Annotated in this window: 26 protein-coding genes; 17 read left to right on the top strand and 9 right to left on the bottom strand. The window is 62.9% G+C overall.

Going from position 1 to position 26318, the window contains the following annotated elements:
- Window positions 1–13 precede the first annotated feature (13 nt).
- The 4 genes from WDJ60_RS07150 to WDJ60_RS07140 all read left to right on the top strand — a co-directional run bounded on the left by WDJ60_RS07150 (window position 14) and on the right by WDJ60_RS07140 (window position 2615).
- The gene (locus WDJ60_RS07150; protein ID WP_340099542.1) at window positions 14–268 is read left to right on the top strand and encodes a GIY-YIG nuclease family protein; all 255 of its coding nucleotides are present in this window, start codon (window positions 14–16) and stop codon (window positions 266–268) included.
- 84 nt (window positions 269–352) lie between these two features.
- The gene (locus tag WDJ60_RS18895; RefSeq protein WP_465269217.1) at window positions 353–502 is read left to right on the top strand and encodes a DUF7563 family protein; all 150 of its coding nucleotides are present in this window, start codon (window positions 353–355) and stop codon (window positions 500–502) included.
- Window positions 503–626: 124 nt separating this feature from the next.
- A complete protein-coding gene (locus WDJ60_RS07145) occupies window positions 627–2015 on the top strand; it encodes a phosphohexomutase domain-containing protein (RefSeq protein ID WP_340099540.1) in 1389 nt (462 codons plus the stop codon).
- Between the two features lie 66 nt (window positions 2016–2081).
- Window positions 2082–2615 carry a GNAT family N-acetyltransferase gene (locus WDJ60_RS07140; RefSeq protein WP_340099537.1) on the top strand — a complete coding sequence of 178 codons (534 nt, stop codon included), beginning with the start codon at window positions 2082–2084 and terminating at the stop codon, window positions 2613–2615.
- A gap of 6 nt (window positions 2616–2621) precedes the next feature.
- Here WDJ60_RS07140 and WDJ60_RS07135 read toward each other — a convergent pair whose 3' ends face one another.
- Together WDJ60_RS07135 and WDJ60_RS07130 are read right to left on the bottom strand one after the other, a co-directional pair.
- On the bottom strand, window positions 2622–3020 hold the full coding sequence (locus tag WDJ60_RS07135) for a GNAT family N-acetyltransferase (RefSeq protein ID WP_340099534.1): 399 nt from the start codon (window positions 3018–3020) through the stop codon (window positions 2622–2624).
- On the bottom strand, window positions 3017–3520 hold the full coding sequence (locus WDJ60_RS07130) for a peroxiredoxin family protein (RefSeq protein ID WP_340099531.1): 504 nt from the start codon (window positions 3518–3520) through the stop codon (window positions 3017–3019). The genes WDJ60_RS07135 and WDJ60_RS07130 overlap by 4 nt, the downstream gene beginning before the upstream one ends.
- A 137-nt stretch (window positions 3521–3657) precedes the next feature.
- Between WDJ60_RS07130 and WDJ60_RS07125 the strand changes: the two genes are divergently transcribed.
- From WDJ60_RS07125 to WDJ60_RS07115, 3 genes are all read left to right on the top strand, one after another.
- The gene (locus tag WDJ60_RS07125; protein WP_340099528.1) at window positions 3658–3798 is read left to right on the top strand and encodes a hypothetical protein; all 141 of its coding nucleotides are present in this window, start codon (window positions 3658–3660) and stop codon (window positions 3796–3798) included.
- A 100-nt stretch (window positions 3799–3898) separates the two neighbouring features.
- A complete protein-coding gene (locus WDJ60_RS07120; protein ID WP_340099526.1) occupies window positions 3899–5086 on the top strand; it encodes a redox-regulated ATPase YchF in 1188 nt (395 codons plus the stop codon).
- A gap of 62 nt (window positions 5087–5148) precedes the next feature.
- On the top strand, window positions 5149–5625 hold the full coding sequence (locus tag WDJ60_RS07115) for a hypothetical protein (RefSeq protein ID WP_340099524.1): 477 nt from the start codon (window positions 5149–5151) through the stop codon (window positions 5623–5625).
- Window positions 5626–5631: 6 nt separating this feature from the next.
- Here the strand turns inward: WDJ60_RS07115 and samp2 are convergent, their stop codons facing one another.
- Window positions 5632–5835, bottom strand: coding sequence for a ubiquitin-like small modifier protein SAMP2 (samp2, locus tag WDJ60_RS07110; RefSeq protein ID WP_340099522.1), 204 nt, complete (start codon window positions 5833–5835; stop codon window positions 5632–5634).
- Window positions 5836–5933: 98 nt separating this feature from the next.
- Between samp2 and WDJ60_RS07105 the strand changes: the two genes are divergently transcribed.
- Together WDJ60_RS07105 and alaS are read left to right on the top strand one after the other, a co-directional pair.
- Window positions 5934–6908, top strand: a complete 975-nt coding sequence (locus WDJ60_RS07105; RefSeq protein WP_340099519.1) for a replication factor C small subunit — start codon at window positions 5934–5936, stop codon at window positions 6906–6908.
- Between the two features lie 376 nt (window positions 6909–7284).
- On the top strand, window positions 7285–10065 hold the full coding sequence (gene alaS / locus WDJ60_RS07100; RefSeq protein ID WP_340099516.1) for an alanine--tRNA ligase: 2781 nt from the start codon (window positions 7285–7287) through the stop codon (window positions 10063–10065).
- 191 nt (window positions 10066–10256) lie between these two features.
- On the opposite strand, the gene WDJ60_RS07095 is transcribed toward alaS, so the two are convergent.
- The 4 genes from WDJ60_RS07095 to WDJ60_RS07080 form a co-directional block, all read right to left on the bottom strand.
- Window positions 10257–11663 (bottom strand): multicopper oxidase family protein, encoded by a 1407-nt coding sequence (locus tag WDJ60_RS07095; protein WP_340099514.1) that lies wholly within the window; start codon window positions 11661–11663, stop codon window positions 10257–10259.
- Window positions 11664–11786: 123 nt separating this feature from the next.
- Window positions 11787–12041, bottom strand: coding sequence for an SHOCT domain-containing protein (locus tag WDJ60_RS07090; RefSeq protein ID WP_340099512.1), 255 nt, complete (start codon window positions 12039–12041; stop codon window positions 11787–11789).
- Window positions 12042–12431: 390 nt separating this feature from the next.
- Entirely contained in the window at window positions 12432–12701 is a 270-nt protein-coding gene (locus tag WDJ60_RS07085; protein ID WP_340099510.1) for a DUF7571 family protein, read from the bottom strand.
- 102 nt (window positions 12702–12803) lie between these two features.
- Window positions 12804–13553 carry a DICT sensory domain-containing protein gene (locus tag WDJ60_RS07080; RefSeq protein WP_340099508.1) on the bottom strand — a complete coding sequence of 250 codons (750 nt, stop codon included), beginning with the start codon at window positions 13551–13553 and terminating at the stop codon, window positions 12804–12806.
- Between the two features lie 110 nt (window positions 13554–13663).
- On the opposite strand from WDJ60_RS07080, the gene WDJ60_RS07075 reads away from it, so the two are divergent.
- The 5 genes from WDJ60_RS07075 (at window position 13664) to WDJ60_RS07055 (ending at window position 19640) form a co-directional block, all read left to right on the top strand.
- Window positions 13664–14449 carry an alpha/beta fold hydrolase gene (locus WDJ60_RS07075; protein ID WP_340099507.1) on the top strand — a complete coding sequence of 262 codons (786 nt, stop codon included), beginning with the start codon at window positions 13664–13666 and terminating at the stop codon, window positions 14447–14449.
- A gap of 183 nt (window positions 14450–14632) precedes the next feature.
- Window positions 14633–16285: a class I adenylate-forming enzyme family protein gene (locus tag WDJ60_RS07070; protein ID WP_340099505.1), complete on the top strand. Its 1653-nt coding sequence runs from the start codon at window positions 14633–14635 to the stop codon at window positions 16283–16285.
- A gap of 148 nt (window positions 16286–16433) precedes the next feature.
- On the top strand, window positions 16434–17459 hold the full coding sequence (locus WDJ60_RS07065; RefSeq protein WP_340099503.1) for a 3-oxoacyl-ACP synthase: 1026 nt from the start codon (window positions 16434–16436) through the stop codon (window positions 17457–17459).
- Window positions 17460–17557: 98 nt separating this feature from the next.
- Window positions 17558–18850: a hypothetical protein gene (locus tag WDJ60_RS07060; protein WP_340099500.1), complete on the top strand. Its 1293-nt coding sequence runs from the start codon at window positions 17558–17560 to the stop codon at window positions 18848–18850.
- A gap of 73 nt (window positions 18851–18923) precedes the next feature.
- Window positions 18924–19640 (top strand): type 1 glutamine amidotransferase, encoded by a 717-nt coding sequence (locus WDJ60_RS07055; protein WP_340099498.1) that lies wholly within the window; start codon window positions 18924–18926, stop codon window positions 19638–19640.
- Between the two features lies 1 nt (window position 19641).
- Here the strand turns inward: WDJ60_RS07055 and WDJ60_RS07050 are convergent, their stop codons facing one another.
- On the bottom strand, window positions 19642–20079 hold the full coding sequence (locus WDJ60_RS07050; protein ID WP_340099496.1) for an HPP family protein: 438 nt from the start codon (window positions 20077–20079) through the stop codon (window positions 19642–19644).
- A gap of 191 nt (window positions 20080–20270) precedes the next feature.
- Complete coding sequence (locus tag WDJ60_RS07045) at window positions 20271–20738, bottom strand: cupin domain-containing protein (RefSeq protein WP_340099494.1); 468 nt, start codon at window positions 20736–20738, stop codon at window positions 20271–20273.
- 181 nt (window positions 20739–20919) lie between these two features.
- Here WDJ60_RS07045 and acs point away from each other — a divergent pair, with 181 nt between their 5' ends.
- From acs to WDJ60_RS07030, 3 genes are all read left to right on the top strand, one after another.
- The gene (gene acs / locus WDJ60_RS07040; RefSeq protein ID WP_340099493.1) at window positions 20920–22884 is read left to right on the top strand and encodes an acetate--CoA ligase; all 1965 of its coding nucleotides are present in this window, start codon (window positions 20920–20922) and stop codon (window positions 22882–22884) included.
- Window positions 22885–23030: 146 nt separating this feature from the next.
- A complete protein-coding gene (locus tag WDJ60_RS07035; protein WP_340099491.1) occupies window positions 23031–24761 on the top strand; it encodes a bacterio-opsin activator domain-containing protein in 1731 nt (576 codons plus the stop codon).
- A 280-nt stretch (window positions 24762–25041) separates the two neighbouring features.
- Window positions 25042–26318: AMP-binding protein (locus WDJ60_RS07030; protein ID WP_340099489.1), on the top strand; the 1277-nt coding region annotated here is incomplete at its 3' end.

Here is a 26318-nt window from a genome sequence, read left to right as displayed (position 1 = left end):
TGTCCGCAGACAGATGACTGACCACTACGTCTACGTCCTGCAGTGTGCCGACGACACGCTCTATACGGGGTACACCACGAACGTCCAGCGCCGCGTGGCCGAACACGACAGCGGCGAGGGTGCGAAGTACACCCGCGGACGCACGCCCGTCGAACTGGTTCACGTCGAGTCCTTCGATACCCGGTCGGACGCGATGTCCCGCGAGTACGAAATCAAGCAACTCAGTCGCGCTGCAAAGGAATCGCTCGTCGAGTACAACGACAGTTGAACGTACCCAATATATTTGGGACAATGGTATTGCCCGTTCCACCCCTCCCTATTGATGCCGGCGACGGGTCGCCGGCCGAACACGATGTCAGAGTGTAATCACTGCGGCGCGCACGTCTCAGAACGGTTCGCTCGCGTCTTCGCCGACGAACACGGCGATATATACGCGTGCCCGAGTTGCTCGGCCAACGCCGGAATCGCCGAGGTCGCGAGACAGCGTGCCAGGCGAGTGTGAACGTCTAGCCTCCGCGGACCCCCTGGCTCCCCTTCCGTGAGCAACAACCAGCGACGCAGCTGAGTGCGATGAGCCCATGTGGCGACGGTGGGTCTTTTAGTGCATACGTAACGCAGACAGTCGCATGGCTGCAGACGGCGCTGACGCGATATCGTTTGGTACCGACGGCTGGCGCGCGACGCTCGAGGAGTTCACCGAACCCCGCGTCAGGATGGTCGGGCAAGCTGTCGCCACGTATCTGGCCGACGAAGAAATCGACGGTGCGGTCGCCGTCGGCTACGACGCACGCGACCACTCGCGGGGGTTCGGCGAGGAACTGGCGCGCGTCCTCGCCGTCAACGGCCGCGACGTGACCATCGCCGAACGGGACTGCCCGACACCGGTCCTGGCCTGGACGGTCAGGAACGGCGGCTACGCCGGCGGTCTGATGATTACTGCCTCGCACAACCCGCCGGAGTACAACGGCGTAAAGTTCGTCCCCGAAGACGGGTCACCCGCACTCCCCGACGTGACAGACGCACTCGAAGCCCGACTCGCAGAACCGGAGCCAGTCGATCATGCGGACCACGGAAGTGTCGCCGAACGGGACCTCGTGACACCCTTCAGCGACCACGCCGTCGAGTTCGTGTCGACGGACCTCGATGGACTTCGGATTGTCTACGACGCGATGCACGGTAGCGGCCGCGGGGTCACCGACGCACTCCTCAAACGCGGCGGCGCGACCGTCTCGCGGCTGCGATGTGACCGCGACCCCACGTTCGGCGGCACGCCACCCGAACCAGTCCCAGAACGCGCCGAGGAAGCGGTCGAACGAGTCACCAGCGGTGATGCCGCACTCGGCTTCGTCAACGACGGCGACGCCGACCGCCTCGGTGTCGTCACCCCCGACCGCGGCTTTCTCGACCCGAACGTCTATCTCGCCGTTCTCTACGATTACCTGCTCGACCGCGACGCCGGCGACGCCGTCCGGACCGTCTCGACGAGCAGCCTCGTCGACCGTGTCGCCGCAGCACACGGCCACACCGTTCACGAGACCGCGGTCGGGTTCAAGTGGGTCGCCGAAGCGATGGCCGACCACGACGCGCTCTGTGGTGGTGAGGAGAGCGGCGGCTTCGGCGTGACCGCACACCTCCGGAACAAAGACGGCGTGCTTCTCGCCTTGCTCACCGCTGCCGCGGAAGTCGAGGAATCAATCGACGACCGCGCCGACCGTATCCTCGAGACACACGGTGATATCCACCAGGACCGTGTCAGCGTCGACTGTCCCGACGACCGAAAGCAGACCGTGCTCGCGGACCTCGAACCGGCGCTCCCCGACAGCGTCGCTGGCGTCCCCGTCGCGGACGTGAACACCGTCGACGGCTTCAAAATCGCGCTAGACGACGGAACGTGGCTGCTCGTCCGCCCGTCTGGAACGGAACCAAAGATGCGTATCTACGCGGAATCTGGGAGCGCCGAACAGACCGAAGAGCTGCTGGCCGCCGGGAGAGAACTCGTCGAACCGCTTATTTGAGACAGGCAACTCGAACGCAAGTGGTCACCACACAGTTTCAAGAGAGGTGACAACGAAACAGGTAGTATGCCAGGTCCGCGCTTTCTCGACGGCGAGAGCGTCGAGTTACACACCATCGAACGCGAAGATGCGGAGTTCATGCAGCAACTCATCAACGACCCCCGCATTCGCCAGACTCTCCAGAGTGTCGACCCGGTAACCCACCAGCAGGAAACGGAGTGGGTCGACTCCCTCGCCGAGGCCGACGGGTGGCACTTCCTGATCTGCGACGACGAGACACCGCTTGGCACGATCGGACTCAGCGACTACAACGACGCCTGGGGCGTGGCCGAGGCCGGGTTCATGATCGCGCCGGAACACTGGAACAACGGCTACGCCACCGACGCGCTGGAGAGCCTCTGCGAGTACGCCTTCGAGGAACGTCGGCTCAACAAAGTGGTCGCGAAAGCGTACGCGACCAACCCCGCATCACTGCGCGTCCTCCGGAAGGTCGGGTTCACCGAGGAGGGGCAGTTGCGCGCGGAGGCGTTCGTCGAAGGGGAGTACGTCGACATCTACCGGTGCGGTCTGCTCGCCGACGAGTGGCGAGAAACCGAGTAGACACGGCTACCGGACGCCACGGAACCGGTCGGGTTCCGCGGCGGGTTCGATGGCGAAGTCGAGTGACTCCCAGAACGACCGCACGCGCGGGTCGAACGTCGCCACGAGTCGCGCACGGCGCTCGGCGGCCGCCTCGACGAGCATCGTCCCGATGCCCTGGTTGCGACGACGTTGACGGACCGCGACGGCCGTGATTTCCTCGCCAGCGAGGACGAGCGCGCCGAGGACGCGATCGGTCTCAGGGTCGCCACCTGTCTCGCCGGCGACTGCCACCAGCACGTCACCGCGGTCGATAGCACTTCGAAGCCGCCCAGTATCGACGGCCAGCACCGCGCCGTCGACGACGTTCAACACGTCGGGAAGTTCGGGAACGGTCGCCTCACGAACGCGGATTCGATCAGTCACGGTTCGGTCCGTAACTCGTCGAGTTCGACCAGCACCTCGTCGATATCCGGGCGATCGAACGTCGACGACCCGCTGTAATTCCATGCGACCTGTGGCCCGCCGTCGCGACAGTCGAGGATGGTGACTTCCGGCATCCGGCCGAGAAAATCACTGAGACTCCCCAGAAAGCCGAAACGGACCGGCTGGTCGAACGTCTCGCCGGCGGTCACGTCGGGATCGGCCAGCAGCGGATAGGGCAGGTCGTAGCTTCCCTGCCAGGACTGGACCTTCTCGCGTGGTTCCGGGACGATAGAGACGACTTCAGTATCGCGGTCACGAAACTTGTCGTAGCGGTCCTTGATTGTCTGTACCTGTTTGCGGCAGTTCGTACAGAGGTGGTCACGCTGGAGATAGACGACCACGAAGTCGTATTCGGTGGCGAGGTCGGCGAGTGAACAGGGGTCCGGGCCAGGACCGACGTTCGGCAGCGAGAAATCGATGGTGGGACGTGACTCGGACATGATGGCACGTACGGCTGCCAGCCTCAAACCAATACCGAGAGTTTCACGCACCACGCCGAACCAGTGCGTTTACTATTCACACACTCTCCCGGACCGTTTGTCGACGTTTTAGCCGCCAACTGGCCTGTCTCTCTCCAATGACCGACAAGATTGGACTCGTCGGCAAGCCACCGTCGGACCTCCGGCCCGACGAGGATCGCGAACCTTCGGTTCGCTCACCCGCTGTCGGCAAGTCCACCTTCTCAGTGCCGCCGTTCGCTGGTTATGTCCAACTGTGACGACGAGTAATAGTGCCGCCAGCCAATCTTGGTTGCCATTCACACACGCTCTCGACCCGTTTGATAACGTTTTAGCCGCCGACTGGCCTGTCTCTCTCCAATGACCTACAAGATTGGACTCGTCGGCAAGCCCTCTGTTGGCAAGTCCACCTTCTTCAACGCCGCGACGATGAACGACGTGCCCGAAGGGGCCTACCCGTTCACGACTATCGACCCTTCGATGGGGGAGGCGTACGTCCGCGTCGAGTGTGCAGCTCCGGAGTTCGACCACGCCTGCACCCCGAACCACGGCTACTGCGCCGACGGCACCCGCTTCGTCCCGACGAAACTCGTCGACGTCGCCGGCCTCGTCCCCGGTGCCCACGAAGGAAAAGGACTCGGCAATCAGTTCCTGACCGACCTCAACGAGGCCGACGTGCTGATTCACGTCGTCGACTTCACCGGCGAGACTGACCTCGAAGGCGAACCAACCGAAGACCACGACCCCCGCGAGGACATCGACTTCCTGGAGGAGGAGCTGGACATGTGGTATCTCGACATCCTGGAGAAGGGCATCGAGCGCTACCACTCGGGCTACAACGGCGAGGACAAGGACGTCGAGGAGGACCTGGCCGAGCAGATGTCGGCATTCAAGATTACTGAAGAGGAGGTCAAACGAGTTATTCTCGCACTCGACCTGGAACTCGACCCCGACACGTGGGACGACGACGACCGGGAGCGACTGGCTCGCGAGATTCGAATCCGGACGAAACCGATGCTCGTCGCGGCCAACAAGATGGACACCGAGGCCGCCCAGGACAACTGGAGCGAGATTACGACCGACCCCGACTACGACCACCTCACCTTTGTCCCCGTCTCCGCACACGCCGAGAAAGCGCTCAAGAACGGTGACGAACAGGGCGTCCTCGACTACCGACCCGGCGACGAGGACTTCGAGGTGACTGCCGACCTGCCCGACGAGAAACGAGCGGGACTGGAACAGATTCGAGAGTTTATCGGTGCCTACGGTGGGACCGGCGTCCAGCAGGCACTCGAAACGGCACTGTTCGAGGAACTCGACGCCATCGCCGTCTTCCCCGGCGCGAGAAAGCCACAGGACGACGGGAGTTTCCTCCAGGACTGTTTCGTCCTGCCCGATGGGTCAACCGCTGAGGACTTCGCGTACTTCCTGCACTCGGACATCGGCGATGGATTCCTTCACGCCCACAACGTGCGCACCGAACGCCAGATCGGCGCGGACACGCAACTGGACCACCGCGACGTCGTCGAGATTACGACGACGAACTAGTCTTTTTCGAGGTTCCTCGTCCCAACAATTGATGTGCGGGGACACGAACAGCCGCGTAACCCGTGGTAGAACGCCATTCCCTCGACAGCCCACGATACGACCCCGACGACATCCCATCGGAGAACGTTGAGCGGCAGGGCGAGGACCAACTCTCGGTTTTCGAGTGGTACTGCCCCGACTGTGAGGACTGGCTCGGCTGGCCGGAACATCCGGCGCATGCGGCACTGGTCTGTGCGGACCCGATGATGTGTTCGCACACCGACGAAGACGAACCGACTGCCTGTGGCCACGTCGTCTGTAAAGCGTGCGGCACGCTGGCCGACAGCCACGAGTGGGTACTGACAGGTGAGCAGGCTAGCACGGTCGCAAAGCAGATTTTCGACGAGAGTCCGAACATCGAGATGGAATTCAGGCGGGCACTGCTGGAGGATATCCAGCAAGTCACCGACGGAGAGAGCGTCGAAGAGATTCTCGCGGACCGGCAAGACCTGTTCGAGGAGTACGCCCAGACGGTAGCGAACGATGACACCGAGGAATGATCATGGCTATCCGCCCTTGATGAGTCTGACCACGCGTACGCGCTCGACGGTCCCGTCGACGGGCGCGTCCTCCGGGACCGGATTGCCGTCGACCGTCAGCGTGACTTCGTGCGGACTGACCTCGAAGGGAGCGAGCAAGTCGCCGTAGGTGGTGTCCCCGTCGACGGACACCTCCCGACTGCCCTCGCCGACGAGTTCGACCGTGACCATATCTGTCGTCGGTGCCGGCGGTGTTTGAGCGTGTCGGAACGTGGACTCGACGGCGGACACTCGCGGGGTTTATGCCGGCCCCGCCACTCCGAAACCGTATGAGCGAGGCCGAAAAATCGGGGACCGGCCGCGAGGAAATCTGGCTGGAGAAGTATCGTCCGCAGACGTTCGACGACATCGTCGGTCAGGATACTATCGTCGGTCGACTCCGGAGCTACGTCGAGCGTGACGACCTTCCCCACATGCTATTTGCGGGGCCAGCCGGAATCGGGAAGACGACCGCAAGTGTCACAATAGCTAGAGAGCTATACGGTGAGGACTGGGAAGAACACTTCCTCGAACTCAACGCCTCAGACGAGCGGGGTATCGACGTGGTTCGGGACCGCATCAAATCGTTCGCCCGGACTTCTTTTGGCGGCGTCGACTATCGAATTATATTCCTTGATGAGGCCGACGCACTTACCTCCGACGCCCAGTCAGCGCTCCGCCGGACGATGGAGCAGTTCTCGAACAACGTCCGCTTTATTCTCTCGTGTAACTACTCCAGTCAGATTATCGACCCGATCCAGTCGCGGTGTGCCGTCTTCCGGTTCTCACCGCTGGCCGACGACGCGGTCGAATCGCAGATCCGGAAAATCGCCGCGACGGAAGGTATCACCGTCACCGACGACGGTGTGGACGCGCTGGTCTACGCCGCAGACGGCGACATGCGCAAAGCCATCAACGGGTTACAGGCTGCAGCAGTCACTGGCGATACCGTCGACGAGGAAGCGGTCTTCGAAATCACCTCGACAGCCCGTCCGGAGGAAATCAACGAGATGGTGACGCTGGCGCTCTCGGGCGATTTTACGGCCGCGCGCTCACGGCTCGACCAGCTCATCACCGAGGAGGGTATCGCCGGCGGCGACATCATCGACCAGCTTCACCGCTCAGTCTGGGAGTTCGAACTCGACGATCGTGCGGCAGTTAAACTGCTCGACCGTATCGGCGAGGCGGATTACCGCATCACCGAAGGTGCGAACGAGCGGATTCAACTCGAAGCGTTGCTGGCGTCGCTGGCGCTCGACGAGTGAACGAAATCGCCGGTCAGTGGTCGCCAGGGTAGTGGCGACCGGTTACGAACAGCCGGCGGACAGACGATGATTACTTGGGTGCCGGTGCGAACCGGGGACACCGGTCCGCCAGTGGGTGGGACGACTGGGAACAGTCGGAAACGGTAGGACGTCCCACGTGGAACGAGGGTACGGAAGAATAAGGGCTGGTTGATCTGTGGCCGGTCTCCACACCGAGGGTTGACGTATCACCCGACGACCGCGAAAAGAATTGCCGCATCGGTGCGAACGACGTGTATCTCAGCGAGACACTGATCGGAAGAGAAGAGTACGCGCACCCGAGCTGCTCCCTGTTCGGAACTGTTTTAGGGACTGGTAGGCCACCCTAGAGCAACGGATGACCGATTTGGAGGAGGAATACCAACTGGACTACTTCGCGGAGAACGGCTTCCACCGACTGACGTGTGCGGAGTGTGGAGCCCATTTCTGGACGCGCGACGAGTCCCGGTCGACGTGCGGTGAGCCACCCTGTGCGGAGTACGAGTTCATCGACGACCCCGGTTTCGCAGAGCACCACAGCCTCGAAGAGATGCGCGAGGCGTTTCTCTCCTACTTCGAGGAGCGGGACCACACCCGCATCGACCCCTACCCTGTCGCGGCCAACCGCTGGCGCGACGACGTGTTGCTGACGCAAGCGTCGATTTACGACTTCCAGCCGCTCGTCACCTCGGGCACGACACCCCCGCCGGCGAACCCGCTGACCATCAGCCAGCCCTGTATCCGGATGCAGGACATCGACAACGTGGGCAAGACCGGCCGACACACGATGGCCTTCGAGATGATGGCCCATCACGCGTTCAACGCCCGCGAAGACGTCGAAGACGAGTACGCGTACGAGGGTGAAGTGTACTGGAAAGACGAGACGGTCCAGTACTGCGACGAACTGCTCGAAGAGCTCGGCGCGGACCCCGACGACGTAACGTACATCGAGGACCCCTGGGTCGGCGGCGGTAACGCCGGCCCCGCAATCGAGGTTATCTACAAGGGGCTGGAACTGGCGACGCTCGTGTTCATGTCCCTCGAACAGGACCCCGAGGGCGAGTACGAAATGAAGGACGGCAACCGGTACTCGAAGATGGACACCTACGTCGTCGACACCGGCTACGGACTGGAGCGGTGGACCTGGATGAGCCAGGGCACCCCCACCGTCTACGAGGCCATCTATCCCGAGATGATAGCGTTCCTCAAGGACAACGCCGGCGTCGAACACACCGACGAGGAGGCCGCTATCGTCCACGACGCCGCCCGCCTCTCTGGGAATCTCGACATCGACGACGTCGACGACGTGGAGGCCGCTCGCGGCGACATCGCCGACCAGCTCGGCGTCGACGTGGCCGAACTCCGTGCCCTATTGGAACCGCTGGAGACCATCTACGCCATCGCCGACCACTGCCGGACCCTGGCGTACATGCTCGGCGACGGTATCGTCCCCTCGAACGTCGGGACTGGCTATCTCGCCCGGATGGTTCTCCGACGAACCAAACGACTCTGTGACAACGTCGGCGTCGACGCGCCGCTCGACGAACTCGTTGACATGCAGGCCGACCGCCTCGGCTACGAGAACCGCGAGACGATTCGAGACATCGTGCGGACGGAAGTCGAGAAGTATCGAGAGACGCTGGAGCGTGGCTCCCGAAAGGTCGAGCAACTTGCCGAGGAGTACGCCCGCGAAGGCGAGCCGATTCCGACCGAGGAACTCCTCGAACTATACGACTCCCACGGTATCCAGCCCGACATGGTGGCAGAAATCGCCGAACAGCAGGGTGCGACGGTCGACGTTCCCGACGACTTCTACTCGCTGGTGGCACAGCGCCACAGCGGCGAAACCGACGACGAGGAGACAGAGACGACGGACCTCGACGAGGAGCGTCTGGCCGACCTGCCCGAAACAGAGCGCCTCTACTACGACGACCAGGAACGCATGGAGTTCGAGGCGATGGTCCTCGACGTCTTCGAGCGCGAGGAGGGCTACGACGTGGTCCTCGACCAGACGATGTTCTACCCCGAAGGCGGTGGCCAGCCTGCAGACCATGGGACACTCACAACGGACGACGTAACTGTCGACGTGACTGACACACAGCGCGTCGACGGCGTCATTCTCCACCACACGGACACAGACCCCGGCAAGGGCGATTTCGTCCGCGGACAGGTCGACGCGACCCGTCGCCGGCGCCTGATGCGCCACCACACCGCAACCCACATCGTCGGCCACGCTGCTCGACAGGTACTGGGCGAACACGTCCGCCAGGCCGGTGCGCAGAAACACACCGATAGCGCACGCCTGGACATCAAACACTACGAGTCGATTACGCGCGAGCAGGTCGAAGAAATCGAGCGCATCGCCAACGACATCGTGATGAACAACGTCCCGGTCAGCCAGGAGTGGCCCGACCGCAACGACGCCGAAAGCGAGTACGGCTTCGACATCTACCAGGGCGGGATTCCGGAAGGCGAGCAGATTCGGCTCATCACCGTCGGGGACGACACCCAGGCCTGTGGCGGGACCCACGTCTCACGCAGCGGCGACATCGGCGCGATCAAACTGCTGAACACCGAGCGCATTCAGGACGGCGTTATCCGTTTGACTTACGCCGCTGGCGACGCCGCAATCGAGGCCACCCAGCGGACCGAGCGCGCACTCGACGAGGCCGCCGACATCCTCGACGTGACTCCCGAAGAGGTGCCCGAGACCGCCCAGCGATTCTTCGACGAGTGGAAGGCGCGGGGCAAGCAGATCGAGGAACTCAAAGAGGAACTCGCTACGGTGCGCGCCAGCGGCGGCGGCAGCGGCGAGGAAGTCGAGGTCGCCGGAACGACGGCTGTCGTCCAGCGCCTCGATGGCGACATGGACGAACTCCGCGCGACGGCGAACGCGCTGGTCGACGACGGCAAGATTGCCGTGATTGGGTCTGGTGCCGACGGCGCGCAGTTCGTCGTCGCTGTTCCCGACGGGGTCGGTGTCGACGCCGGCGATGTGGTCGGCCAACTCGCCCAGCGCGTCGGCGGCGGCGGTGGCGGTCCACCGGACTTCGCACAGGGCGGCGGTCCCGACGCCGACAGTCTCGACGACGCACTCGACGCTGTCCCCGAAATTCTCACACAGCTCAACAGCGCCTAACTGTGGAGTGAGGTTCAGGGACAGGCATCAGCGACTTGTCTGTTTTGACCAGCGTAGAGGGAGTTGTCTGCTCAATGAATCTGCAGAGTGAGTACCAGGGAATCCATCACGCTGCGAAGCCCTTCAAAGAGCCGTGCTGAGTCGATTCGATTTCTTGGCAAATACTGGCGTTCCATCTTCACCGAACCGCATCAGACGTACCGGATGACTCGTGCCATCCCGGCTTCGAGGTGATAGAGATTGTGGCAGTGGAAGAACCAGTTTCCGGGATTGTCCGCCTTGAAATCGATTGTCTCCTCGCCCATTCGCCCCGGGACGACGACGGTGTCTTTGACCGCGTCGCCGACCCGGAAGAAGTGCCCGTGGAGGTGCATCGGATGCGGGACCGGACTGTGATTGCGCATGCGGATGCGGACGTGCTCGCCTTCTCGGATATCGAGGGGATCGGCGTCGGGGAACACCTGTCCGTCGATGGCCCAGCTGTAGCCGTCGCTGCCTTGCGACAGCGCCAGATCGAACGTTCGGTCGGGGGAGCCGTCGATCCCGTTGATTGATTCGACTGCGCGGAGGTCGTCGTACTGGAGCGTTCGACTCCCCGTCCCCGGAGCCGTCGGTGTGCGGTCGTCGCTCTCGCCGGCGTACCGGAGAACACCTCTGGCGCTCGGTTCCGACCCCCGAACCGGGGTGGCATCGATTGCCCACGTTCCAGGATTGTTCGCGGTGACGATTGCATCGTAGCGCTCACCCGGACCGAAGGTGAACGAGTCGGCGGACACCGGTTCGACCGGTCGCCCGTCCGCGTGAGAGATTTCGAAGGCGTGCCCGCCGGAGCTGACCCGGAACGTTGTCGCGCTGCTCGCGTTGACGAACCGGAGACGGATCCGTTCACCCTCCGAGACCTCGAAGACCGGCGGATCCCCCGACCCCCGTCCGTTCATGACCATCCCCGCGTAGGATGGTCGATAATCATTCATCATACCGCCTCTCATACCGCCTCTTGGTCCGCCTCCCCTGCCGCGGCCGCCGGGACCGCTGCCTGCCTCCGCTTCGTTCGCTGATGGCCGTGGCTCACTCGAGAGGTAGTCGTCGAGGACGATCACGAACTCGTCGTCGTAGTCGACGTGCGGCTCGTCTTCCGCAACAATGAGCGGTCCGGCGAGTCCCCGGTCGAGCTGCAGACCGGCGTGGCTGTGATAAAAGTACGTGCCTGGTGGGTCGGCTCGGAACCGGTAGTCGAAGGAGTCGCCCGGTTCGACGGGTGCCTGTGTTAGGTTCGGCACGCCGTCCATCGCGTTCGCTACCGGTAGCCCGTGCCAGTGGATGGATGTCTCGTCGGGCAGTTCATTAGTCAGTGAGACGCCGACGACCTCACCCTCTGAGACCCTGATTTCCGGACCAGAAAACGCGTCGTCGTACAGCCACGTCGACGGGGACACGCCCACTGTGTCAGTCCCGGGCGCGGCCGCTAATTCGAACGTCTTGTCCGGCGGTCCGGACGGTGGCGCGCGTGGTGTGACGCCTGTCGGGTCGCCCGTGAGACCACTGTCGCCCCCGGGGAGTGAGTCCGCTAGCGAGGTACAACCTGCGAGTCCAGCCATGCCGACCCCTCCCAGAATCCGTAACGACTGACGCCTCGATATGGTGTGTGAATCGTTCGTCATTTCGGTGTGTTGTCGTCGTCAGACTGTGTTTGGAACATTGTGGATGACTGCGTCTCGGCTCTACCGCTCCCGGAGCTTTCGTGCCCGTTCCTCAAACTCCTCGTCGTCGATCTCACCGCGTGCGTACCGTTTCCGGAGCGTCTCCATGGCGTCGCTCGTTCGTGCTGTGGATGTCGATGACGTGCCGCCGACCGCGCGCAACAGGAGGTAGACGACTGTCCCCACGAGTAGCAGGCCGACGAGGGGACCGAGAAATACAAATGGCCCCCAACCGCCTGCGCCACCACCCATCTGCAATAGCAAGGACCAAATCATACCTGTCCTACTCGACCGAGACTTAAGTATTGTCCATCTAGTACAAGACTAGACAGAACTGTCGTTCGTGGTGGCTACCGGGCTGTGGTCTCTCCGGTGACGAAGTCGCGGAGTTGGAACCGTTGCTCCCCGGCCGGACTTCAAAGCGGGCTCCTGTAAGACAACCATCATCATACAGTCATCGGGCGTCTGTGTCTCGGAAACATCATCGATGCTGCAAGAGAGATGCGGACAAACTGAACCTCGCGGAGGCGACCTCGCTCCGAACCGATACCGAACGGGTGACCGGAGTCACGGTCTGGGACGGGCTGGCGGACACAATCTTCGAGATGAACAGGCAGACTATTGATTGGCTGGTTCAATAAAAATAGGAGAATGAGAGGGCCCCGTTCAGGGAGAGACGGAATTGCGGTTCCAGCCGGGGTCGTGTCCGGTGCGGTCAATGAGGTCGGACCGACAGGCTGGACAGTAGTCGGGGATGGTTGATTCGCTTCGGGGGACGTACACCGCGTCGCCGCACTCTACGCACGCATCTGCAACGATAGTCGCACAATCCGCGCAGACGTTGAAGTCGTCAACTGTGAGCTCACGCAGGGGGTCGAGTTGTTTATCGAGGAGATACTCGTCGATAGCCGCCTGACAGTTTTGACACGGTTTCATAGCGATGCGAGTAGCACGATGAGACCACCACACAAATGCTTACTCCCGAGAGTGGACGCCAATCTGTATGCCAGTCGACAGAACGCAGACAATTACAGGCAATCAATTCGTACTGTAGGTCGTTTCGAGATAGTCCAGTACGTCGTCGACCACAGCAGGCCTGAACGTCCAGAAGCCGTCGTACTCGTTCGGACCCGTTTCGAGACAGACCAGCGCAGCCTTCCGTTCGTCTGCGCCGTTTCCATCATGGACGACAAACCACGTTCGTGCCAGTTCGTCCTCGCCAGGGTGGACGTACATCTCCTGTGGAGCGTGGTTCCAGTCTGGAACACCGTAGACGTGTACGTCGACGTCGGTGTCGGACAGTTGGTTGTAGGCTTTGTCCGTCCCGCGTTCGTCGTGGATACGGGAGAGGTACTGAAATCCGGAGTGAAGGACGCCCGACCCGGTTTCGAGTGCCATCCGTTCGACGTGGCGTGAGATGTGGATGAGCAGGAGTTTGCTCTTTCCATCAACGTTGAATGTCGTGTCGTCGAGGTTTGCGACCACGTCGGCCGTCTCGACGCTGTCCAGCGAGCGCGTCCCGGTGATATACATATCCGAGTTGACCAGCAGCAACTGGTCACGGATGTCGTCCAGACTCGACGTGGCGATTCCGACGCCGTCCTCGTCCTGGAGCCGGACGATGTTTGCAGGGCCAGCCGGTGCCGTTCCCGACTCCGTTACGGTGACGTGCTCTGACTCGAACATCGATTCGAGGAGATTTATCATCGGGTCGACCGACTCCCTGTTGAGGACCGTCAGCGTATGGTCGCGTGAGTCGATATCCGCGATGATGTCCGCAATGGCCATCCAGTGTGGATGCACCGTCTGAGACGTAAAAAAGACATCCCGCAATTATCGGCTTCGAAAGCGCCAAGCGAAACGAAGAACAGTCACCGCGGGAGCCCCAAGAGGAACGCATGCCGACGGTGACACACGACGGGGTCGATCTCCACTACCACACCGAGGGGGACGGCGAGACAGTCGCGTTCGTCTCGGACGTGGGCTACGGCGCGTGGCTGTGGGGCTGGCAACACCGCGCTGTCGCCGGCCCACGGGAGTCGCTGGTCTGGGACCTCCGAGGAACCGGTCGGTCAGACGCTCCACCAGGACCCTACGACGTGGACTCCCTCGCGGCGGACTTCGAGGCAGTGTTACGAGACGCCGGCGTCGACCGGGTACACGTCGTCGGTGCGGGACTTGGCGGGATGGTCGCGCTCCGGTACGCCAGAGAGTTCGACCGTGCCCGGACGCTGACGCTCCTGTGTACGGCCGCCGACGGAGAAAATATCGATACCACCGCACTGGCCGCGCTGCATCCCGACGAGCGCGACGAAGCGTCGCTCCGGGAATCACTGACTGGGGCGTTCTCGCAGGCGTTTCTCGACGCTCGCCCGGATCTCGTCGACCAGATTGCCGAGTGGCGACGCGACGAGGACGCACCGGCCGACGCAGTTGCGGCACAGATTGGGACAGTAGCGTCGTTCGAGGCAGGACCGCTGTACGAACTGTCGTTGCCGACGCTGGTCTGCTGGGGACGCGAGGACCCCGTGGTCGCTCCCGCCGCAGCGGAGCGACTGGCCGCGGAGTTACCACGGGGGACCGGCGAGCCAGTCGAGGGGAAACACCTCTGTTTCGTCGAACACTCGCGAGCGGTCACCGAGCGGCTACTCGCTCACATCGACGGCCAGGGCGAGCGGAGCTGACAGACAAAATCCAAATCTGAAATATTTTTATCGGGGCGTCTGTACCGGGCCGTGTCAGACTCACACTCGGGATACGGTGGGCGGGAGTGTGACAGGAGCGTCGCTCCTGTCGGATGGTATCGGGCGGCCCAGGTGGGCCGGTCGCCGACGCGCACGGCCCGAGTGCGACGGAGACATACAACCATGACAGTACACAATCACGGCGAGCGACCGTACGGCTGGGTCGGTGCACTGAGCGAACGGCGCGCACAGCTCTCTCCCGACCGCATCGGTCTGGTCGACGCCGACACCGGCGACGAGTACACCTACGCGGAACTCGACGAACGGGCGAATCGGACGGCACGACTACTGCGCGAACACGGTGTCGAGAAGGGCGACCGTATCGCCGTTGTCTCGCGAAACCGGCCGGAACTGGTCGACCTCTACTTCGCGACGGCGAAGGTCGGTGCGATTCTCGCGCCGCTCTCCTACCGGCTGGCACCCCGGGAGATCACGGAGATGCTCAACGACGTCGAGCCGGCGATGCTGTTCGTCGAGAAACCGTTCGAGGCCGATGTCGACACCGCACTCCGTCGGTTCGACCGGGAGTTCGCGGTCCCGCCGGTCATCGGTCTCCCCTCCGAAGAGCAGGGCGACTTCCGCGAACACAGCGCACCGGAGGGTCGCGAGTGGGAACGGTTGCCCGACGTGCTCCCCAACGAGGGGGCGGCCGTCGAACGGGCGGACCTGGCGCTGTCGGACCCACATCTGTTCTTGCACACCGGCGGGTCGACGGGTCTGCCGAAGGAAGTCGTCCAGACCCACGGCGGCATCATGTGGAACGCGTTCAACACCATCATCTCGTGGGGGCTGCAGCCACACGACGTGACTCCCATGGTGTTCCCGATGTTCCACACCGGCGGCTGGAACGTCCTCACCATCCCCTTCTTCCACATGGGCGGAACGGTCCTCATCTCGCGGGACTTCGACCCGCGGCAGGTGCTCGACCTCATCGAGGCGTACCAGTGTTCGGTGCTGGTCGCCGTGCCTGCAGTCCTGCGGTTTATGGTCGAAGACGAGCAGTGGGAGAACACCGACCTCTCGAGTCTGCGTTTTGCCAAGAGCGGCGGCGGTCCGTGTCGCGACTCCATCATCGAAGCGTGGAGCAATCGCGGCATCGACCTCTCGCAGGGGTACGGCTTGACCGAGTGCGGTCCGAACAACTTCGCGATGCCCGACAACTTCGAGCGCGAGAAGACTGCGTCCATCGGGATGCCATCGCTGTACGTCGACGCTCGCATCGTCGATGAAAACGGCGAGGAACTCCCGCAGGGCGAGGTCGGCGAACTCGAGCTCGCTTCCCCACATTCGGGGGACCGTTACTGGAACAACGAGGCAGAGACTGAGGAAGTGTTTGGGGGTAGTTCCGCGAGCGGGGCGAGCGGAACGTCGGAAGAGGGGACCGCTTCCGGAAGCTGGGTGTCCACGGGCGACCTCGCTCGCGTCGACCACGACGGCTACTACCACATCGAGGGACGCAAAAAGAACCTCTTCGTCTCCGGTGGCGAGAACGTCTTCCCGCCGGAAGTCGAGGACGTCATCGCCGGCCACCCGAAAGTCGAGGACGTCATCGTCGTCCCGGTTCCCGACGAGAAGTGGGGCGAAGTCGGGAAGGCAGTCGTCGAGGGCGAGGAAAGCCTGACACTGGACGAACTACAGGAGTATCTCGACGACCGGATTGCGGCATTCAAGGTTCCGAAACACCTCGCGTTCGTCGACGAGATGCCGATGAGCGGGCCATCGAAAATCGACCGGCAGGCGCTCGAAGAGGAATACGGCGGCGGTGCTCACGAGTAACTAGCAGGCCAGCGTCCGAAATTCCAGGCGTTATATTTTCAGTACAATACTCGTATATCGGTTCGGTCAAAATTAATATGGTTTCCATACGTGAAAATATTCGAGAGAATAGGAAACTTAATTCGGCTACAAGAGAGAATGGTTGGTAATGACCAGCGTAGGTCTCACCGGCTATGGTCGGTATACGCCGGAAGAGGTGGTGAGTGGGGAAGAGATTGCCAACCGGAGTGGGATTCCGGAAGAAGTCGTCGTCGAGAAGATGGGGATGCGCGAAAAGCGTATCTGTCCACCGGACGACGACCACGTAACAGATATGTCCATCGCAGCGGGCGAAGACGCCCTCGACGATGCCGGCGTCGACCCGGCGGAGTTGGACCTCGTGCTCTATCATGGCAGCGAGTACAAGGATTACGTCGTCTGGTCGGCCGCCGCGAACATCGCCGAGCGCATCGGAGCCGAGAACGCGTACGCGACCGAGAGCTACACGCTGTGTGCCGGCTGTCCAATCGCCATGCGGACGATCCGCGCACAACTGATTGCCGACAGCGTCGACACGGCGCTGCTGGTGACGGCCTCCCGCGAGGAGGACCTGCTGGACTACGAGAACGAGAACTCCTCGTTCATGTTCAATTTCGGCAGCGGCGCGGCAGCGTACGTGATGGAGTCCGAACCAGAAGAAGACCGTACGCGTGCACGAGTACATCGGAGTGGGGCTATCACCGACGGCTCGTTCTCCGAAGACGTCGTCATGCCCGCCGGCGGGTCGAAGAACCCGCCGACGGAGGAGACCGTCGAGCAGAACCTCCACACGCTCGACGTGCCCGACCCCGAGGGGATGAAAGAGCGCATCGCGCCCGTCTCGCTGCCAAACTACCTGTCGGTAGCCGAGGAGGCACTGGAGAAATCGGGATACGAACAGGACGACATAGATTTCGTCGCCGTCACGCACATGAAGCGGTCGTTCCACCAGACGCTGCTGGAGGAGCTGGGCGTCGACCCCCAATCGGACGGCTACTATCTCGACGAGTACGGCCACATGCAGAGTGTCGACCAGATTTTCGCGCTGGACGAGGGGCTGGAGCGGGGCCGGGTCGAGGAGGGCGACATCGTGCTCTTTCTCGCGGCCGGGACCGGGTACACATGGTCCGCGACGGTGCTCGAGTGGCTGGGGTAGTGTCCGCGACGCTCCGCTGATGCCGCGACCCGGTCGCGGCGTCCGCTCGCGTGGCCACAAGACACATGTATAGAGGGTCGAACACGCCAGTAGAATCAATGCCGCCGGATATTGCCGTCGCGCACTATCCAGAAGGTGCGGGACACGCGACGCGGATGTTAGCTATCGCGGAGGCACTCGAAGCCGCTGGCGGGTCGGTACGGATGGCGGGCGGCGGTGCCGGGAGCGAGTTCGTCGCGCTCAACGGCTACGACGAGTTCGAACCGACGGTCGTCGACTACATCGACACGTTCCAGGGTGGCTCAATGTGGCAGGTTGCGAGCCAGAGCGTGCCGGCGAGTCTGGGTCGTATCGCCGACTACCACGCGTGGCTGTCGGCGACCGAGCCGGACGCACTGGTCACCGACGACATGTTCGCGGCGATGGCGGCCACCCGGTGTGGCGTCCCACTGTACGTGCTGAAACACGACATGCCGGGACTGTACGACGGGGTCGCCGAGCGAACGGGTGCGCGATTTCACACGCTGTTTCAGCTCTCGGCCGCCCGGGAGTTCTTCTACCCCGTCGTCTGGCCGCAGTCGGGGGCAGACCCCGCGCGGGCGACGCGCATCCCGCCGGTGGCTCTTGACGGCGAACCGGCAGTACAGGACGAGGCCGACGTGGTCGTCGTGCCGAGCCACTACTCCTCGCTGTCGCGTATCGCCGACCACCTCCGGCGGCAGGGGTACGACGTGCTCGACGTGGCCGACAATGACTGGGAGGCGGTCCCGTCGCTGCTGCCGTACATCCGTGGCGCAGATGTCGTCGTCTGTTCGGGCTACTCGACGATTATGGACGCCGCCGTGGCGGGGACGCCGTGTGTCGTCCACCCGGCCACGGACGAACAGGATGCCGTCGCGGACTGGCTGGAGCGGTTCGACGTCACCGGGTTCACGGTCGCGCCGGACGCAATCGACGTGCTGGACGCCGTCGCTGACCCACCCGAGACACCGGACTTCGACAACGGCGCGACGTACATCGCCGAGAACGTGATGGCCGACCTGCGGGACCCCGACCCCTACGCCGAACCGTCGCCGGCCGAGCCATCGGACGCCGAGAGCGACGTCGGGTGCGCATCCAGACTCGGGTCGCTTCGGACCATCCCGACGCTCGCCGCAGTCTGTACCGTCGCGGCCGTCAGCTTCGTCTCCCCGACGCGTCTGGGACACGTCGCTGGCAAGACGGGACGACGAGTTGCCGGTGCCGGTCGGCGCGCCGGTGGGGCCATTCACCGGGTCGGACAAGCGACGACAGACGCCATCGCGAGTGGGCTATCGACTGCGACCGACGGGTGTCTCGACGCACTTGACCGGTGTCGTCGTGGGCTGGCGGGTCGGATAGACTCGTTCTGAGGGTGTCGTCGTCTCCGGCAACGTTAGCCGCCGATATGCAGGTTTTTACTCGCTGAACGATTACGGAGGGGCGATGAGTCGACTACGCATCGCCCTGCTGAACGCGGCCCACGACGGCGCGGACACCCGCCGGAACTTCCGGCGCGAACTGGACGCAGACCTCGTGGAGTTCCACTGTCCGGCGGGTGAACTCCCCGAGACGTTCCAGTTCGACGCGTGTGTCCTCACCGGCTCGCGGGCCTCCGTCTACTGGGACAAACCATGGATCGGGGAGCTCAAGTCCTACGTGGGCGATGCCATCGACACCGGGATGCCGATGCTCGGCGTCTGTTACGGCCACCAGCTACTCGCGGACGTGCTCGGCGGCAGTGTCGAGGACATGGGCGAGTACGAGATCGGCTATCGAACCGTCGAGCACGACGGCGAGAACACGCTGCTGTCGGGTGTCGACGACGAGTTTACCGTCTTTACGACTCACTCCGACCGGGTGGCCGAGGCCCCGCCCGGAGCAGAAGTGTTCGCCCGCAACGAGTACGGCATCCACGGCTTTCAGAAAGACAACGTCTTCGCGGTGCAGTTCCATCCCGAGTACGACACCGCGACGGCCGAGGACGTTGCCTCCGGCAAGGACCTCCCGGACGAGCGACTCCAGCAGGTTCTGGAGGGGATCAACGCCGAGAACTACAGTGCGGCCTGTGAAGCCAAGACGCTTTTCGACAACTTCACCCAGTTCGTTCGCGAGCGCGCAACCGGCGGTCAGGCCGGTGCAGCGAGCGCTGCCGACGACTAACCTACCCAGCAGAACTCGATATCGTCGACAGCGAGCGGCCGAGCACACGACTGGCGACGTGAACACCAACCAGCACCACGACTGCGAGGAGTATCCCTGCGGCCTGTGGAGGTGTCGAAAGAAGGCCCAGTGAGACGATGAGCGTCGTCGCGCAGGCGGGTGCGTGGCGGAGCCCGGTTGCGAGCATCCCGCCGGTAGTCAACCCCGTCGCGAGGACGCCGCTCGCTGCGAGACGGAGTCCGTCACTGGACAGCGGCGGCAGTTCGGCGGTCACCGCCACGTCGGGAGCGAGCAGTGAGAATGCGACGAGACCGCCGGCGACGCCGATAGCGTGGCCACCGACGACGGTTCGCGGCCGACACGACAGTGCAGACGGGCGGACCGCGAGCAGGTAGGCAGTGGGACCGAGACTCGGGAAGATGAACGGAAATCCAGTCACCCACGTAACGCCCCCGCGACGGCGACAAGTGTACCCGCGACGACACCGCGCCGAACTGCCGTCTTCATACCAAGCGCTACCGCTCGTAACGCAAAACCCCGATGGTTTCTGGTGGTCGATGGTCGGTTGTGCCCCCGACGAACGGCCCGGTCGATTCTCCGAGGAGGTAACGGATGTCCAGTAATTAGGCGTCAGGAGTGCCGGACCGTCTCTGCGCCACAGACCTCACAGATACCCAACAGCGCGTCCCGGTCCTCGGTCGGTTCGACCCGAATCTGCTGGCGCTCGCCGCAGTCGGGACACTCGCGGACGATTTCGGTTTCACCGGTCTCTGCGGGCGCGCCGAGTGCGAGCGCGACGACGAGGTCGGTACTCTCGTTGCGGCCGAGTTGCCACTCGCCTGGCGCAAATCGAATCGCCTCACCCGCGGACACCTCGACGTCGCCGTCTTCGGTTTCGAACGTCGCAGTCCCCTCCAGCACGTAGAACAGTTCCTCCTGGTCGGCGTGACGGTGGTAGCCAAAGCCGAAGGTCTCGCCGGGGGCGAGTTCGTAGTGGTTGAGTGCGAGATGCTCCGCACCGAGGGCGTGTGAAATCGAGCGCTTGGCAGTTGCGGGGCTCATCCACGAATCGATGTCGTCGAGACTGGTGTGGTCCATACGGTAGTGTGTCTCGGCCAGCGCAAATAGCGTATCGGCTGTGCTGATTCGGTGCAGTCGACCCCGCGCCGTCGGGCAAACGTGCCAACACTCCAGCAGGAATTCCGCCGAGGGCGGCAGTGTGGGCGAAAAAGGTGAGAAAGTTTATCCGCGCATACACGCGTAGTTTGAAGCACAAGAGATGGTCGATGGGAACGACGCGGGACTGAGTACACATCAGCCCGCGGACGAACGGCTCTCGCCCCCCGAGTCGTTCATCGAACAGGCGAACGTCACCGACGAGTCGGTGTACGAGGAGTTCGAGGAGAACTGGCCCGACGCGTGGGACCGCGCGGCCGACCTCCTCGACTGGGAAGAGGACTACGACCAGATACTTACCGAGGAAAACGACGCGTACCGGTGGTTTTCCGGCGGGTCGTTAAACGCCTGTACGAACTGCGTCGACCGACACCTGCCCGAACAGAAAAACCAGCGCGCACTCGTCTGGGAGGGACAGCTGGGCGAACGTCGTAGTTACACGTATCTCGAACTCTACCGCGAGGTGAACGAGTTCGCGGCCGCGCTCCGTTCGATTGGCGTCGAAGAGGGAGATATCGTCACGCTGTACATGCCGATGATTCCGGAGTTGCCGGTCGCGATGCTGGCGTGTGCCCGCATCGGCGCGCCCCACTCGGTCGTCTTCGCGGGCTTCTCCGCGGACGCGCTCGCGACACGGATGGACTCGGCCGACTCGGAGTATCTCGTCACCTGTGACGGCTACTACCGGCGTGGCGACGCCGTGACACTGAAGAACAAGGCAGATACCGCGAGTGCGGCCGTCGACCAGAACGTAACGTCGGTCGTCGTCGACCGACTGGACGGCTACGAGTGCACCCTCGGCGACGACGAACACGACTACGCCACGCTCGTCGAGGCCCACGAGAGCGAGCGAGTGACCCCCGTCGAGCGGGACGCGACCGACGACCTCTTTCGCATCTTCACCTCCGGGACGACCGGCGAGCCGAAGGGAGTCACCCACACGACCGGCGGATACCTCTCCTACGTCGCCTGGACCTCCCACGCAGTGCTCGATATCAAACCCGAGGACACCTACTGGTGTTCGGCGGATATCGGCTGGATTACCGGTCACTCCTACATCGTCTACGGACCACTCGCGCTCGGGACGACGACGGTACTGTACGAGGGCGCGCCAGACCACCCCGAGAAGAACCGCCTCTGGGAGATTATCGAACGGCAGGCAGTCGACGTGTTCTACACCGCGCCGACGGCGATTCGGGCGTTCATGAAATGGGGCGAGGAGTACCCCAACAAACACGACCTCTCCTCGCTTCGCCTGCTCGGCACGGTCGGTGAGCCGATCAACCCGCGCGCCTGGAAATGGTACTACAAACACATCGGCAACGAAAACTGCCCCATCGTCGACACCTGGTGGCAGACCGAAACCGGTGGAGTCCTCATCACCACACTACCCGCAGTCACGGACATGAAACCCGGTTCGGCCGGGCCGCCGCTGCCGGGAGTCAGCGTCAGAATTGTCGACGGCGAAGGCGAAGAAGTCCCGCCCGGTGACGGTGGCTATCTGGTCGTCGACCAGCAGTGGCCGGGGATGCCACGGGAACTCTGTGAAGGGCGAGCGTGGGCCGCCGACGCGGGTGCCGTTGCATCGCCGCCCGCGGACGCAGACTGGTCCTATCGAACCGAGGACGGGGCCCTTGCCGACGAGGATGGGTACGTCACCATCCTGGGACGCGTCGACGACGTCATCAACGTCTCGGGCCACCGATTCGGGACGATGGAAATCGAGTCGGCGATCGTCGACGTCGAGGGGATCGCCGAAGCAGCCGTCGTCACCGGTACCCACGATATCCGTGGCAAGGCCATCTACGCGTACGTCAGCACGGAAGACGACTACGAGGACACCGACGGGTTGCGTCAGGCAGTCGTCGACGCCGTCGAAGACGCCATCGGCCCAATTGCCCGCCCGAAGGCAGTCGTGTTCTCGCCGGACCTCCCGAAAACACAGTCGGGCAAGATCATGCGTCGCCTACTCGAAGATATCGCCAACGGCGAGGAACTGGGGGATTTGAGCGCGCTCAGAAATCCGGAAGTCGTCGGAGAAATCGAATCGGCAGTTCGAAGTGACTGAACCCGCGCAATTTCGTGTTTGGTATTGGAAACGAAAGCAATCGCGGTGATGTACGCAGTTATTAATTATCATAATTAAGGTAGCGAAGGTGACGAGCCGGCGAAAGACCTTTACAACAGTTTCGCATACGGCCTGTAAGTCGAAGCATGGCAGAAGCCGCAGAGGAAATTCGCCTGACAGAACGGGAGTACGAGCAGCTACGCCAGTCGACGGAGACGTACCGCGAGGAACTGCTCGTGCGCCTCTGTGGCGAAGTGGGGCTCCGTGCGACCGAGATTCCGCGGCTCAAGCCTTCAGACGTACAGAGTCTCGGTGGAGAGGGTCGAACTCAGTATTTCATGACCGTCCACGAAGGGGACAGCGGGACGCGAGAAGCGTATCTGCCGCCGCGTGTCGCACACGACTTCTGGCAGTACGTCCGGAGCAACGACATCGAGACGGATCAACCGGTTATCGACGTGTCGGCGCGGCGGGTACAGATGCTCGTCGGTGAAATCGGTGAACGGGCCGCAGAGTGGGCCGGACGCCCCACGCTCGGATCGGTGACCCCGTCTATCCTCCGCCGGTATTTCGCCCAGCAGTTACTGGTCAGCAAGGGGGTCGACCCACGAATCGTGACCACAATCGGCGGCTGGGAAGGCGTCGACGGGCTGCTCCCACCGCTCGAAGAACCGCCGCGCGACGAGATTTCGGCGGCATTCGAACGACTCGAAGACGGTCAGCACGGAGCCGGGAAATCGGCCCGTCTCCGAGCGGTCGTCGAGACACTCGACGAAGTCGGTGAGGGGCTCTCGGCGGCGGGGTCCAGAGGCGAAATAGAGGACGGCGTCTGCCAGACGATCGTCGACGACGAAACCTACGACGCGGCGTGGGTCACCGAGCGCGAGCGCCACCGCGAGCGGATCGACGTGCGCACGCACGCGGGAGAGGACCCGGAACGGTTCGACGAAGAGGGTGATACGACGCTCATCAGACAGGCGCTCCAGAGCAACCGCGTTCTGGTCGCACCCGACAGACCACAGCCGGGAGCCGCCGAGCGGGGGCTCCTCGCAGCGATCCCGCTGGTCCACGGGGAGACGACCTACGGTGCGCTCGTTGTCCGCGCGGACAACCGGGGTGCGTTCGACGACCCCGAGCGGACAGCGCTTGCAGACCTCGGACGGCGTATCGGGCTGACGATCACTGCGACCGAGCGCCGCCAGTTACTGCTCGGGGACACCGTCGTCAGACTCACACTGCAGTACACCAACCGGTCAGCGGTTCTCGTCGACCTCTCGCGGACACTCGACTGTGATATCGAACTGACAGGCGTCGTGGCCGCCGACGCCCACTCGCTGTTGTGTTTCGTCACCGTCGACGGAACCGCCCCGGAGACGGTGTTGAACTGGGTGTCAGAAACGGACAGCGTGGGCGACGCACGCCTCATCCGGAGCTTCGAGGACGGGGCGCTGCTCGAGATAGTCATCGAGAGCGACTCACCGGCGCTGGCACTGACCGAACGCGGCGGGACGGTTACCGAACTCGGCGTCGAGAGCGGAACAGCGACGATTGTGACGGAGTTCGCACCGAACGTCGGCGTTCGACCGCTTATAGACGAGTTGAACCGGCAGTTCCCCTCCGTCGAACTACGGAGCAAACAGGAAGTGACACCGACCGACCAGACGCCCGCCGGCTTCCGCGAATCGATAGACGAAAAGCTCACCGAGAAACAACAGTCGGTGTTGCGTGCGGCGTACCACGCCGGATACTTCGAGTGGCCACGCGGCTCGACGGCAGAAGAACTCGCAGAGTCGATGGACATCTCCTCACCGACACTCCACAACCACCTGCGGCGCGCCCAGCAGAAACTCCTCGGTGTCGCCTTCGACGACGAGTGAGCGTGGGTAGTGTACGCACGCCCCATGTGAATCGATAACACTAGGTGTCTAGGGTCTGGAGAGCCAGCAGCGTTCGCCGAAGTCACAAAACACGGTCACCATCTCGAGACAGGTAGCGGGGAACGAAGTGGAAAAAGAAGGGTATATAAAAATAAACGTTAACGACAATATTTTACAGTAGCAATTAGAGATAATTTTCAATTATATTTTTCGGAATTATTTAGAATTGGGATAATTAGCGGTGTTCCTTAATATGGAGGTTGATGGATGACTGTCTGCAATGTCAGACGACGACGAACTCGACGTAGAACTTGAGGCTCGGCTCGAAGAACAGGAGGAATTCGAGCCACCGGAATCGTTTGTCGAACAGGCAAACGTCACAGATGAGGGGATTTACGAGGAGTTCGACGAGAACTGGCCGGACGCGTGGGAACAGGCGGCCGACCTCCTCGACTGGGAATCGGAGTACGACACCGTACTCGACGAGAGCGAAGCGCCGTTTTACAAGTGGTTCACGGGTGGGTCGCTCAACGCATCGGAGAACTGTCTCGACCGGCACCTCGACGAACGTGGTGACGAAGCCGCAATCGAGTGGATCGGCGAACTCGGTGAAGAACGCACGTACACGTACGAAGACCTCCATCGTGAGGTGAACGAGTTCGCGGCTGTGCTCCGTGACCAGGGCGTCCAGGAGGACGACGTGGTGACGATGTACATGCCGATGATTCCGGAGTTGCCAATCGCGATGCTAGCGTGTGCCCGCATCGGCGCGCCTCACGCCGTTGTTTTCGCGGGCTTCTCCGCAGACGCACTCGCGACACGGATGAACGCCGCCGACTCGGAGCACCTCGTCACCTGTGACGGCTACTACCGGCGTGGTGACCCGCTTCACCACCTCGACAAGGCCGAGGAGGGACTCGAATCGGTCGACCAGGACGTAACCTCGATCGTCGTCGACCGCCTCGAAGACGACTTCGACCACGACCTCGGTCCGAGCCAGCACGACTACCACGACCTGCTCGACGAGCAGGAAGGCGCGACGGTCGAGCCGGTCAGCCGTGACGCCGAGGACATGCTGTTCCTGATGTACACGTCAGGGACCACGGGCAAACCGAAAGGTGTCAAACACACCACCGCGGGATACCTGGCGTACGCCGCCTGGACCAGCCACGCCGTACTGGACATCAAACCCGAGGACACCTACTTCTGCTCGGCAGACATCGGCTGGATTACCGGCCACTCCTACATCGTCTACGGGCCACTCGCGCTCGGGACGACCTCGGTTATGTACGAGGGGACGCCGGACTACCCGGACAAAGACCGGATGTGGGAGATCGTCGACGACCACGACGTCAACCAGCTGTACACCGCGCCGACGGCGATTCGGGCGTTCATGAAATGGGGCGAGGAGTACCCCAACAAACACGACCTCTCCTCGCTTCGCCTGCTCGGCACGGTCGGTGAGCCGATCAACCCGCGCGCCTGGAAATGGTACTACAAACACATCGGCAACGAAAACTGCCCCATCGTCGACACCTGGTGGCAGACCGAAACCGG

Source organism: Salinibaculum salinum (assembly GCF_037645885.1).
GTDB lineage: Archaea > Halobacteriota > Halobacteria > Halobacteriales > Haloarculaceae > Salinibaculum > Salinibaculum salinum.
The sequence above is the reverse complement of the archived record's forward strand: the minus strand, read 5'-3'. Positions and strand labels throughout refer to the sequence as shown.